The organism is Thauera sp. JM12B12 (assembly GCF_039614725.1).
Classification (GTDB): Bacteria; Pseudomonadota; Gammaproteobacteria; order Burkholderiales; family Rhodocyclaceae; genus Thauera.
This window is the reverse complement of the sequence record NZ_CP154859.1, coordinates 3,484,232-3,496,478: the sequence shown is the minus strand read 5'-3', so window position 1 is coordinate 3,496,478 and position 12,247 is coordinate 3,484,232. Positions and strand designations below refer to the sequence as shown.

The 12,247-nt window shown below is 68.0% G+C and carries 10 protein-coding genes; 6 read left to right on the top strand and 4 right to left on the bottom strand.

Features of this window, described 5'->3' with window-relative positions; all coding sequences use genetic code 11:
• Nucleotides 1–2: 2 nt before the first annotated feature.
• From AAG895_RS15845 to AAG895_RS15835, 3 genes are all read left to right on the top strand, one after another.
• Nucleotides 3–872, top strand: coding sequence for a transposase (locus tag AAG895_RS15845; RefSeq protein WP_345792949.1), 870 nt, complete (start codon nt 3–5; stop codon nt 870–872).
• Nucleotides 869–1,423, top strand: a complete 555-nt coding sequence (gene ampD / locus AAG895_RS15840; protein ID WP_345792948.1) for a 1,6-anhydro-N-acetylmuramyl-L-alanine amidase AmpD — start codon at nt 869–871, stop codon at nt 1,421–1,423. The genes AAG895_RS15845 and ampD overlap by 4 nt, the downstream gene beginning before the upstream one ends.
• Nucleotides 1,424–1,720: 297 nt before the next feature.
• Nucleotides 1,721–2,602 (top strand): transglycosylase SLT domain-containing protein, encoded by an 882-nt coding sequence (locus AAG895_RS15835; protein ID WP_345792947.1) that lies wholly within the window; start codon nt 1,721–1,723, stop codon nt 2,600–2,602.
• Between the two features lie 91 nt (nt 2,603–2,693).
• On the opposite strand, the gene AAG895_RS15830 is transcribed toward AAG895_RS15835, so the two are convergent.
• A complete protein-coding gene (locus AAG895_RS15830) occupies nt 2,694–3,869 on the bottom strand; it encodes a pyridoxal phosphate-dependent aminotransferase (RefSeq protein WP_345792946.1) in 1,176 nt (391 codons plus the stop codon).
• Between the two features lie 257 nt (nt 3,870–4,126).
• Nucleotides 4,127–5,974, bottom strand: a complete 1,848-nt coding sequence (locus tag AAG895_RS15825) for a phosphoenolpyruvate carboxykinase (GTP) (protein ID WP_345792945.1) — start codon at nt 5,972–5,974, stop codon at nt 4,127–4,129.
• 359 nt (nt 5,975–6,333) lie between these two features.
• On the opposite strand from AAG895_RS15825, the gene AAG895_RS15820 reads away from it, so the two are divergent.
• Nucleotides 6,334–8,607, top strand: coding sequence for an NADP-dependent malic enzyme (locus AAG895_RS15820; protein ID WP_345792944.1), 2,274 nt, complete (start codon nt 6,334–6,336; stop codon nt 8,605–8,607).
• 83 nt (nt 8,608–8,690) lie between these two features.
• A complete protein-coding gene (locus AAG895_RS15815; RefSeq protein WP_345792943.1) occupies nt 8,691–9,839 on the top strand; it encodes a patatin-like phospholipase family protein in 1,149 nt (382 codons plus the stop codon).
• Between the two features lie 61 nt (nt 9,840–9,900).
• On the opposite strand, the gene AAG895_RS15810 is transcribed toward AAG895_RS15815, so the two are convergent.
• Complete coding sequence (locus tag AAG895_RS15810) at nt 9,901–10,260, bottom strand: hypothetical protein (protein ID WP_345795364.1); 360 nt, start codon at nt 10,258–10,260, stop codon at nt 9,901–9,903.
• Between AAG895_RS15810 and pbpG the strand changes: the two genes are divergently transcribed.
• The gene (gene pbpG / locus AAG895_RS15805) at nt 10,142–11,176 is read left to right on the top strand and encodes a D-alanyl-D-alanine endopeptidase (RefSeq protein ID WP_345795312.1); all 1,035 of its coding nucleotides are present in this window, start codon (nt 10,142–10,144) and stop codon (nt 11,174–11,176) included. The genes AAG895_RS15810 and pbpG overlap by 119 nt on opposite strands.
• A 51-nt stretch (nt 11,177–11,227) precedes the next feature.
• On the opposite strand, the gene AAG895_RS15800 is transcribed toward pbpG, so the two are convergent.
• On the bottom strand, nt 11,228–12,028 hold the full coding sequence (locus tag AAG895_RS15800) for an IclR family transcriptional regulator (protein ID WP_345792942.1): 801 nt from the start codon (nt 12,026–12,028) through the stop codon (nt 11,228–11,230).
• Nucleotides 12,029–12,247 lie beyond the last annotated feature (219 nt).

The following is a 12,247-nucleotide window of genomic DNA, read 5'->3' as shown; positions in this document are numbered from 1 at the left end:
TCATGGCGCGGCCGTTGCGAATCGAGCTTGCGGGCGGTGTGTACCACGTGACCTCGCGCGGCGATCGGCGCGAGATGATCTACGGTGACGATGCCGACCGGCGGACGTGGCTCGATCTCTTCGGTGATGTCTGCGAGCGCTTCAACTGGCGCTGTCATGCGTGGTGCCAGATGGGCAATCACTACCACGTCGTCGTGGAAACTGCCGAAGCAAACCTTGCGCGCGGCATGCGGCAGCTAAACGGGGTGTACACGCAGGCGGTCAATCGCCGCTATGGTCGTGTCGGTCACGTTTTCCAGGGGCGCTACAAGGCGATCCTCGTGGAGGCGGACGCCTACCTCGTGGAGCTCGCGCGCTATGTCGTGCTCAATCCGGTGCGTGCCGGACTGTGCAAGGATGCGGCGGACTGGCCGTGGAGCAGCCATCGCGCGCTGCTCGGCCGGGTGGAGGCGCCGTCATGGTTGGCGACGAACTGGGTCCTGGGCCAGTTTGGCGAAGTGCGGTCGCGCGCCATCGGCCGCTACGAAGACTTCGTGCGCGCCGGCATCGGTCTTCCGCCCATCTGGGAGGGCCTGAATGCGCAGATCTACCTGGGCAGCAAGGACTTTGCGGGTCGCATGGCGAGCAGCTTCGCCGACGATGAACGCTTGAGCGAGGTGCCCAGGATGCAGCGACGCCCGAAGGGTGTGGCCCTCGACACCTACGTCGAGCGTTTCCCCGCACGGGACCAGGCCGTCCTCGAGGCGGCTGATTCCGGCGACTTTACCTACGCCCAACTCGCTGCTTTCTTCGGCCTGCATTACAGTTCGATCAGCCGCATCGTCGCCAAGGGGCGTGAGGCACGGCGGCCTCAACGGACTGTGAGCAAATGAAAGACCTGACCCCCCTATGCCTCAACCACGACGCCCGCCCGCCCGGCGAGGCCGTGCGCCTGATCGTCGTCCACGCCATCAGTCTGCCCCCCGACGAATTCGGCGGCCCGGGCGTGGAGCAACTGTTCTGCAATGCCCTCGACCCCGCTGCGCATCCCTACTACGCCAGCATCCACCACCTGCGCGTGTCGGCGCACTACTTCATCCGCCGCGACGGCGAGACGATCTGCTTCGTCGACCCGGATCGCCGCGCCTGGCACGCCGGTGTGTCGAGCTGGAACGGGCGCGAGCGCTGCAATGACTTCTCCATCGGCATCGAACTGGAGGGCTGCGACTCCCTGCCATTCGAGCCGGTTCAGTACGAGCGCCTGGCGGCGCTGATCGCCGGGTTGAAGCGGCGCTACCCGATCGAGGCGGTGGTCGGGCACTCGGACATCGCGCCCGGGCGCAAGACCGATCCAGGGCCGTTTTTCGACTGGAATCGGCTCCAGGCCTTGCTTGCGCTCAAGGATGACATGCGGGCAGGGGCGCACCCGGATGTCAAGTTTTGACAAAATCCTTGGCTGCGAATAGAATTCGCTCCCTGTTGCATCGCAACATTTTAATTTGAATTCGGTGCGGCGCCTCCCCATCCCGGGGTAGACGCAGTTTCATGGACGCTCGCACCGCGGGGTCCGTCGTCTGGTTGCGGCGACGGGCTTTAACACCTACTGGCGACCGAGTTCGTTTGCCCGTCGTGGCGGCCCACCGGCCGCGCGGCGCACACACCGTACGAAACAGCGGTGGTGGCTGGTCCCCGACCCGGGGCGAGGCAAGGCGGCGACTCTGGCCACAGCACGGAGGACACCATGAAACACGCAACTCGATTCAACGCGCTCGCGCGTCAGGCGGGCGGGATTGCGCGCACTGTGGCGCAAGGCGCGGCCCTCTCGGCCGGCCTCATGGGCATGGCCTACATGAACGGCGCGGTCAGCGATCCGATCCGCGTCCAATACAGTGACACGATGGTCGAGGTGGTGGCCGAGCCGACGATTTCCGAGTCGGCGATGGCGTCCGGCCTCGGCCTGCGGGTGACGCCGCCGGTACAGCTGAGCGTCGTGGAGCCCGAGATCGGCTACACGCCGCCGGTCCGCCTGGCGCCCGTGCGCGAGCCGTCGCTGTCCGTGTCGCCGCCGGCGCTCAAGCTCGCGAAGGCGAGGCCGGTAGGCATCGAGGCGCTCGGCGCCGACCCCTTCGCGCAGGAAGAGGGCGAACTCTCCGCAGAGATGGCGCGCGTGCGCGACTGGATCGCCGACACCTACCGCGTGTCCGAGCAGACGATCGCGCCCGCGCTGGCGGCCGCCGAGACGCATGCCGAGGAGCTCGGTTTCGATCCGCTGCTGATCGTGGCGATCATGGCGGTGGAGTCGAGCTTCAACCCGCGCGCGGTGAGCAACATGGGCGCGCAGGGGCTGATGCAGGTCATCCCGCGCTACCACAAGGACAAGATCGGCCCCAACCGCGGCCGCAATGCGCTCTTCGACCCCGAGGTCAATGTCCGCGTCGGCACCCTGGTGCTGCACGAGGGGCTGCAGCGCTACGGCAGCATGCAGCGCGCGCTGCAGTACTACAACGGCGCACTCAAGGACCCCAAGGCGCGCTACACGCGCAAGGTCATGGCGGTCAAGAAGCGGCTGATGCTGATCGCAGGCCGCACCGACACGCGCACCGCCATCGAGCTCGCGGGCTGAGCATCGGCGCCCACCCCGTGGGCGCGTCGGTTTTCGCATGCGGCGGGCGGGCAGGATCGTGGATCCTGCCCGCCCGCTGGCGTTTACGCCTTCAGCGGCCGAGGTCGAGCGCGCGGATGCGCGCCACCGCCTCGAGCAGGCGTTCGCTGCGCGTGGTGTAGGCGATGCGCAGATGGCGGCGCGGCAGGTGATGGCCAAAATCCAGTCCGGGCGTGGCGGCGACGCCCGCGTCCTCGATCATGCGGCGGGCGAGCGCTTCCGAATCCTCGGCCAGCCGGGAGATGTCCGCGTAGATGTAGAAGGCGCCCTGCGGCTCGGTCGCGATCGTGAAGCCGGCGTCGCGCAGGGCGGGCAGCAACGCGTTGCGGCGCGCGGCGAACTCATGGCGGCGGGATTCCAGGATCTCGATCGTCCCGGGTGCGAAGGCGGCGAGCGCGGCGTGCTGCGCGGGCGTCGATGGCGAGATGAAGAAGTGCTGGGCGAGCTTCTCGATCTGCCGCGTGAAGCCCGGCGGCACCACCAGCCAGCCGAGGCGCCAGCCGGTCATGCCGAAATATTTCGAGAAACTGTTCACCACGAAGAGGTCGTCGGCGGCATTCAGCGCCGGGTGCCCCAGCGCAGTCTCGGCCTCCACGCCGTAGCTCAGGCCCTGGTAGATCTCGTCGACCAGGAGCACGCCGCCGCGCCGGCGGGTGATCGCATGCAGGGCGGCGATTTCATCCACGCTGAGCAGGGTGCCGGTGGGGTTGGACGGCGTGGCCACCATGAGGCCGCGGGTGGTGTCGGTCCAGGCTGCGTCGACCTGCGCCGCAGTGGGCTGGTAGCGCGTGTCGGCATCCACCGGGAGGGCCTGCGCCACACCTTCGAACGCGCGCACCAGATGACGGTTGGACGGGTAGCCGGGGTCGGGCAGCAGCCAGGCGTCGCCCGGGTTGGTGGTGGCGGCGAGCGCGAGCATGAGCGCGCCGGAGGCGCCGGCGGTGACGACGATGCGCTCGGGCGCGACGTCGGCCCCGAAGCGGTCCTGGTAGAAGCGCGCGATCCCCTCGCGCAGTGCTGGCAGCCCGAGCGCGGGGGTGTAATGCACGTCGCCGCCGGCGAGAAAGCGGGTGGCGGCCTCGATCACCGGCTGCGGGGTGGCGAAATCGGGCTCGCCGACCTCCATATGGATGATGTCGCGGCCCTGCGCCTCGAGCTCGCGAGCCCGGCGCAGCAGCTCCATGACGTGGAAGGGCTGGATGTCGTCGAGGCGGCATGAGCGGTGCATGGTGGAACTCCGGTGGTGAAAAGCAGAAAAGCGCCGGCGGGCGCTTTTTTGGGTAGTTCGCGGGCAAGCCCGCTCCCACGGGGCGGTGACGGCAATCAAGGTCGCGAAAGAAACCCCCGTGGGAGCGGGCTCGCCCGCGAATGAACCCCACCGTGGGAGCAGCCCGGCCCGCGAATGAACCCCACCGTGGGAGCGGGCTTGCCCGCGAACGGAGGCGGCCAGTCGGAAACCGGCCGGCCGCTTCCCGGCGCGCTTCCTCAGTCGGTGCCGAGCGCCAGCTCGAACAGCTCGCGCTTGAGCACGAGCTGGCGCGGCAGGCGGTCCTGCAGCTTGTCGAACCACTCCTTGTGCGAGTTCAGCTCGCTGCGCCAGGCGTCGGCATCGACCTTGGTCAGGGCGTCGAACTCCTCGCGGGTGATCTCGGCGCCGGTCCAGTCGAGGTCTTCGAAGCGCGGCATCCAGCCGAGCGCGGTTTCCTTGGCCTGGACCTTGCCCTCGCAGCGTTCGACGATCCACTTCAGCACGCGCATGTTCTCGCCGAAGCCGGGCCACATGAACTCGCCCTTCTCGTTCATGCGGAACCAGTTGACGCAGAAGATCTTCGGCGTGTCTTCGACGACGTGGCCCATGCGCAGCCAGTGGTTGAAGTAGTCGCCCATGTGGTAGCCGCAGAAGGGCAGCATCGCGAACGGATCGCGACGCACCACGCCCTGCGCGCCGAAGGCGGCGGCGGTGGTCTCGGAGCCCAGCGTCGAGGCCATGTACACGCCGAAGTTCCAGTTGAAGGCCTCGTACACCAGCGGCACGGTGGTGGCGCGGCGGCCGCCGAAGATGAAGGCCGAGATCGGCACGCCGGCGGGATCTTCCCAGGCCGGGTCGATCGACGGGCACTGGCTGGCGGGGGCGGTGAAGCGCGCGTTGGGGTGCGCGGCCTTGCGGCCGGTTTCCTTGGCGATCTCGGGCGTCCAGTCCTTGCCCTGCCAGTCGACCAGGTGCGACGGGGCTTCCTTGCTCATGCCTTCCCACCACACGTCGCCGTCGTCGGTGAGCGCGACGTTGGTGAAGATGATGTTTTCCCTCAACGTGGCCATCGCGTTGAAGTTGGTCTTCTCGGAGGTGCCCGGGGCGACGCCGAAGTAGCCGAATTCGGGGTTGATGGCGCGGAACTTGCCGTCGGGGCCGGGCTTGATCCAGGCGATGTCGTCGCCGACCGTGGTGATCTTCCAGCCGTCGAAGGTCTTGGGCGGGATCAGCATGGCGAAGTTGGTCTTGCCGCAGGCCGAGGGGAAGGCCGCCGCGACGTAGGTCTTCTCGCCCTGCGGCGACTCGACGCCGAGAATCAGCATGTGCTCGGCCAGCCAGCCCTCGTCACGCGCCATGGTGGAGGCGATGCGCAGCGCGAAGCACTTCTTGCCCAGCAGCGCGTTGCCGCCGTAGCCCGAGCCATAGGACCAGATCTCGCGCGTCTCGGGGTAATGGACGATGTACTTGGTGGTCGGGTTGCACGGCCAACGGCTGTCCTTCTCGCCGTGGGCGAGCGGGGCGCCGACGGTGTGCACGCAGGGCACGAACTCGCCGTCGGTGCCGAGCACCTCGATCGCGCCGCGGCCCATGCGCGTCATCGTGCGCATGTTCACGACGACATAGGGGCTGTCGGAGATCTCGACGCCGATGTGGGCGATCGGGCTGCCGAGCGGGCCCATCGAGAACGGGATCACGTACATGGTGCGGCCGTGCATCGAGCCCTTGAACAGGCCGTTCAGGGTCTCGCGCATCACCGCCGGGTCTTCCCAGTTGTTGGTGGGGCCGGCGTCGCCCTTGTTCTGCGAGCAGATGAAGGTGCGGTCCTCGACGCGCGCGACGTCGGAGGGGTCGGACCAGGCGAGGTAGGAATTCTTGCGCTTTTCCGGGTTGAGCTTGATCAGCATGCCGGACTCGACCATCTCGGCGCACAGGCGGTCGTACTCTTCCTGCGAGCCGTCGCACCAGACCACGCGGTCCGGTTCGGTGAGGGCGGCGATCTCGCCGACCCACTTCTTCAGGCCTTCATGGCGGACGTAATCGGGGGCAGCGGCAATCGCCGCCTGGGCGTGGTTCTGAGACATGTAAACAGCTCTCCCGTGCTGTGATGCGAAACCATCCCCGTCGGTCGGCCATCGTGTGATGCAGGGTGCTGCCTGGCCGGCGGGCTGCGAAGGCGCGTGGCGCCTGATCTTGCGACTGGCGCGGTGCAGGCTGGGGTCCTGTCCCGCAAGAGCCCATAATTATGCCATGGCCGGGCGGTTTCGATCAGCGTCTGGCTGACTATCATGAAGATCAAGAAGGGCAATATACGTACTTTTCACATCGCAAATTTACTTTTCGTAATGCGGTAATTAGTCGTTCCGCGGTATCCTTCGGCACTGATGCGCCGGCATCGGCGCTCTAGGCCAAGAACATCACCAGACGAGAGGGGAAGACAAGCATGGACGAACTGATCCGCGCGGCAGCGCTCGACTATCACCGCTATCCGCGCCCGGGCAAGATCTCGGTCACGCCCACCAAGGTGCTGTCCAACCAGCGCGACCTGTCGCTGGCCTATTCGCCGGGCGTCGCGGCGGCCTGCGACGCCATCGTCGAGGACCCTGCGCAGGCGGCCGAGCTGACCGCGCGCTCGAACCTGATCGGGGTGGTCACCAACGGCACCGCGGTGCTCGGCCTGGGCAACATCGGCCCGCTCGCCGCCAAGCCGGTGATGGAAGGCAAGGGCGTGCTGTTCAAGAAGTTCGCCGGCATCGACGTCTTCGACCTCGAGATCGACGAGCCCGATGCCGACAAGCTGATCGACATGATCGCCGCGCTCGAGCCCACCTTCGGCGGCATCAACCTCGAGGACATCAAGGCGCCCGAGTGCTTCTACATCGAGCAGAAGCTGCGCGAGCGCATGAAGATCCCGGTCTTCCACGACGACCAGCACGGCACCGCGATCGTGGTCGGCGCCGCGGTGCTCAACGGCCTGCACCTGCAGGGCAAGGATCTGAAGAAGGTCAAGCTGGTGACCTCGGGCGCCGGCGCCGCGGCGCTCGCCTGCCTGGGCCTGCTGGTCAAGCTCGGCGTGCCGGTCGAGAACATCTGGGTCACCGACATCGAGGGCGTGGTCTACGAGGGCCGCACCACGCTGATGGACCCGATCAAGGCGCGCTACGCGAAGAAGACCGATGCACGCAAGCTTGCCGAGATCATCGAGGGCGCCGACGTGTTCCTCGGCCTGTCGGCCGGCGGCGTGCTCAAGGGCGAGATGGTGGCGAAGATGGCGGCCAACCCGCTGATCCTCGCGCTCGCCAACCCGACCCCGGAGATCCTGCCCGACGAGGTGAAGGCGGTGCGCAACGACGCGATCATCGCCACCGGTCGCTCGGACTATCCGAACCAGGTCAACAACGTGCTGTGCTTCCCCTTCATCTTCCGCGGTGCGCTCGACGTCGGCGCGACCACGATCACCGACGAGATGCAGCTCGCCGCGGTGAAGGCGATCGCCGAGCTGGCGCGCGTCGAGCAGAGCGACATCGTTGCCGCCGCCTACGGCGAGAAGGTCGGCGGCTTCGGCCCCGAGTACATCATCCCGCGCCCCTTCGACCCGCGCCTGATCGTCAAGATCGCGCCGGCGGTCGCCGAGGCGGGCATGGCCTCGGGCGTGGCGACGCGCCCGATCACGGACTGGAACGCCTACCGCAGCCAGTTGAACAACTTCGTCTGGCACTCCGGCCTGATCATGAAGCCGGTGTTCGCCGCCGCGCACAAGAACCCGAAGCGGATCATCTTCTCCGAGGGCGAATCCGAGAAGGTGCTGCGCGCGGTGCAGCAGGTGGTGGACGAGGGCCTGGCGCGTCCGATCCTGATCGGCCGGCCGGACGTCGTGACGCACAACATCGAGCGCTTCGGCCTGCGCATGGCGGCCGAACGCGACTTCGAGCTGGTGAACCCGGATTCCGACCCGCGCTTCAACGAGCTGTGGCAGCACTATCACAGCCTGATGGAGCGCCACGGCGTGTCGGTCGAGTACGCCAAGAAGGAGGTGCGCCGGCGCACCACTCTGATCGGCACGCTGCTGCTCAAGTTCGGCTATGGCGACGGCCTGATCTGCGGCACCTACGGCATGCACCGCCTGCACCGCGAGTTCGTCGAGACGGTGCTCGGCCGCCGCGAGGGCGTGGACCACCTGTATACGGTGAACCTGCTCAGCCTGCCGGGGCGCACGCTGTTCCTTGCCGACACCTACGTCAATTACGACCCGACGCCCGAGCAGGTGGTCGAGATGACCCTGCTCGCGGCCGAGGAGATGAAGCGTTTCGGCATCGAGCCGCGCATCGCGCTGCTGTCGCACTCGTCCTTCGGCTCGGCCGATTCGCCCACCGCCGAGAAGATGCGCGCCGCGCTGCGCATGCTGCACGAGCGCCATCCCGAGCTCCAGGTCGAGGGCGAGATGCACGGTGACTCGGCGCTCGACGCCCGCCACCGCCTGCAGATCTTCCCCAACGCCAAGATGCGCGAGGACGCCAACCTGCTCATCTTCCCGACCCTGGACGCGGCCAACATCGCCTTCAACCTGCTGAAGAACGCGGCCGGCAGCGGCATGACGGTGGGGCCGATCCTGCTCGGTGCGGCCAAGCCGGTGCATATCCTGACGCCGTCGGCGACCGTGCGCCGCATCATCAACATGACTGCGCTCACCGTGGTCGAGGCCGGCCAGGCCGGCTGAGTGCCGGACTGAGACTTTTGCGCTTGTCTGTCGCTCGCGCCCTGCGCCATGCTCGCGCCAGGGTGTGAGCGGAGGCGGCGCGAATGCAGGATCGAGATGAGCGGGCGGGGCGCGCGGCGCTGGTGCTGACCGGCGGCGGCGCGCGCGCGGCCTATCAGGTCGGCGTGCTCGGCGCGATCCGCGAGCTGCGCGGCAAGCGCACGGGCAACCCCTTTCCGATCCTGTGCGGCACCTCCGCCGGGGCGATCAACGCCACCGCGCTGGCGGTGCACGCCGCCGACTTCGGGCGGGCGGTCCGCCACATCGAGCGCGTGTGGCGCGGCCTGCACGTGCACGACGTGTATCGCGTCGATCCTGCCGCCCTGCTCGGCAGCGGGGTGCGCTGGGGTTCGGCGCTGTTCGCCGGCTGGCTGGTGCGGCAGACGCCGCGTGCGCTGCTCGACAATGCGCCGCTGCACGGCCTGCTCGAGCGTGTGCTCGACCTGTCCGCCATCGATCCCGCGATCGCGCGCGGCGAGCTTCATGCGCTGAGCGTCACCGCCTCGGGCTACTCCTCCGGCGAGAGTCTCGCCTTCTTCCAGGGTGCGATCGACATCCTGCCGTGGCGGCGCGCACAGCGCCTCGGGGTGCGCTGCGCGCTGCGCATCGACCACCTGATGGCGAGCTCCGCGCTGCCCTTCGTGTTCCCCGCGGTGAAGATCAACCGCGAGTTCTTCGGTGACGGCTCGATGCGCCAGCTTGCACCGGTGAGCCCGGCGATCCATCTCGGTGCCGACCGCATCCTGGTGATCGGTGCCGGGCGCACCGCGGAGGAGGGGCGGGTGCGCGTCGAGCGCTACCCCTCGCCGGCGCAGATCGCCGGCCATGCGCTGTCGAGCATCTTCCTCGACACGCTCGCGGTCGATCTCGAGAGCCTGTCGCGGATCAACGACACCGTCGGCCGTCTCGACCCCGCCCAACGCGCCGCGGCCGGCATCGCCCTCCGGCCGATCGAGACCCTGGTCATCCAGCCCTCCCAACGTCTGGATACAATAGCGGGCCGCCACGCCTACAGCCTGCCGCCGCTGTTGCGTACGGTACTGCGCGGCCTCGGGACCTTCCGGCGCGAGGGTTCGACCCTGCTCTCGTACCTGCTTTTCGAGCCCGGTTTCGTGCGCGCGCTGATCGAACTCGGATATCACGACGCTATGGCGCGCGAGCCCGAGCTGCGGCGATTCCTGCGTCTCGAGTGAGATGGGACGGCGGGTTTTCATGCGCGCGCCGGGACGGTGCCGTGGCGAATGTGGGAAAATTTCACGCCGTTCTTCGAAACGACTTGAAATCCTTTTTGTATCTGCTTATTTTTAAACCGAAACGCAGTAGCGCCCCGGCTGTCCCACTTTCGCATCCCGCCATCATGAAGCTCAAAGTCCTCATTGCCGCCTTTGCGGCGCTGTTCGCGCTGCACTCAGGAATGGCAGGCGCCGCCAGCGGCACGAGCCGCACGTCGGACAAGGCCTCGGCCAGTGCCAAGAAGTCCGCCTCGAAGGCCGCGGTGCAGAAGAAGGCGGTCGCGACCAAGCCAGCGGCGAAGCAGGGCGGCGCGCGCAAGGCAGCCAAGCCCGCTTCGCGCGCGTCGACGAAGAAGGCGGCAAGCAAGGCCAGGGCGTCCATGGCGAAATCCGCCACTCGCGCCAAGGGCGCGCCGGTGCGCGCCAGCTTGCGCAAGGCCGCGCCGGCTGCCCTTGCCCTCCCGCCCGCAGCCGCGGCCGCCGATCAAGCCGAGACGGATCTCGCGCTCGATGCGAGCGGAATGCCCGTGCTGGGGTCGAGCGCCTTCTACGTGATCAACCAGAACACCGGCGAGGTGCTGCTCGAGCGCAACGCCACCGCGGTGTTGCCGATCGCCTCCATCACCAAGCTGATGACCGCGATCGTCGTCCTCGACTCCGGGCAGAGCCTGTCCGAGTCGATCGCCATCACCGAGGGGGACATCGACCGCCTCAAAGGCACCGGCTCGCGCCTCTCGCTCGGCGCCACGCTGAGCCGCGAGGAGATGCTGCAGCTTGCGCTGATGTCTTCCGAGAACCGCGCCGCGTCCGCGCTGGCGCGCAACTACCCGGGCGGCGAGGCGGCCTTCGTCGAGGCAATGAACGTCAAGGCGCGCCTGCTCGGACTGTGGAACACGCGCTTCCATGACAGCACCGGGCTCAACCCGGGCAACGTGTCCAGCCCGCGCGACCTCGCCAAGCTGGTGGCGGCGTCGGCTTCCTACCCGCTGATCCGCGAGTTCTCCACCGCGCACGAGCGCTATGTGGACGTCAATGGCCGCAGCCTGCGCTTCGGCAACACCAACAGCCTGGTACGCAGCCCGGAGTGGGCGATCAGTGTCTCGAAGACCGGCTACATCTCGGAAGCCGGCCGCTGCCTGGTGATGCAGACCTGGCTGCACCAGCAGCCGGTGGTGATGGTGCTGATGGACTCGCAGGGGCGCTACACCCGTACCGCCGATGCCAAGCGCGTGCGCAAGTGGCTCGAGCAGACCTCTCCCCAGCGCCTGGCTGCGGCGCTTCAGGGCAGCGGCGGATGAGCGCGGTCGCCGAGGTCCGCTTTGCCGCGTCCCGCGGCTTTGCGCGCGGTCTCAGCTCGCACGCGGCGCCAGGTAGCCGAGCGCGCGCGAAATCTCATCCGCCGTCTCGCGCACGAGCGGGGCCCAGTCGGGGTTGAAGCGCTCGGACGGCGTCGACAGCGACAGGCCCGCAATCAGCTCGCCATCGTCGTCGCGGATGCCGGCGGCGATGCAGCGTACGCCGGCTTCGACTTCGTCGAGGTCGAAGCCCACGCCGTGGCGGCGCACGCGGTCGAGTTCCTTTTCCAGTGCGGGCAGGGTGGTGATGGAGGCCGGCGTCGATGCCGGCAGGCCGGTGCGGCGCGCGTAGTCGCGGATGCGCTCGAGGCCGTCTTCGACCAGGAAGAGCTTGCCGGTGGCGGTGGTGTGCAGCGGCGCCCGCGCGCCGACGATGTGCACCACGCGCACCGAGGCGCGGCCGCTGGAGGTGCGCTCGACATAGACGATCTCGTCGCCCGCGCGCACGCCGAGGTTCACGCTCTCGCCGGTCGCCGCGTGCAGCTTGAGCATGAAGGGCATCGCCGTCTCGCGCAGCGAGATGCGCGACTTGACGATGCTGCCGAGCTCGAGCAGGCGGATCCCCAGCCGGTAGATGCCGGCGTCCGAACGCTCGACGAAGCCGCTGTGGGTCATCGCGCCGAGGATGCGGTGCGCGGTCGACGGGTGCAGCCCGGTCTCGAGCGCGAGCTGCTTGAGCGGGACGGGGTCGGCGTGGTGGGCGAGCACGTCGAGCAGCTTCATCATGCGTTCGATGACCTGGATTGATGTCTTGCCTTCGGCGCTGGCGCTCGGGTCGGTCTTGTTGGCTGACACGGATGTCTCGGTGGAATGCAGTGCGAGGGATTGCTTGGGCGGAATGGTAACCGGGTGCCCTGATTTCGCCTAGTGAAACAGCGTACCATGCAGGCGTTGCTGCGCTTGCATATATACTTTGCCCGGGATGCACGGCTGGCGTGGCTTCGAGCGCCTTGAGCCGGAGCTGGCGGCCGCTGCGCAGCCCCGTGTGCGGCTGCATGACCGGTGCTTCCGCCC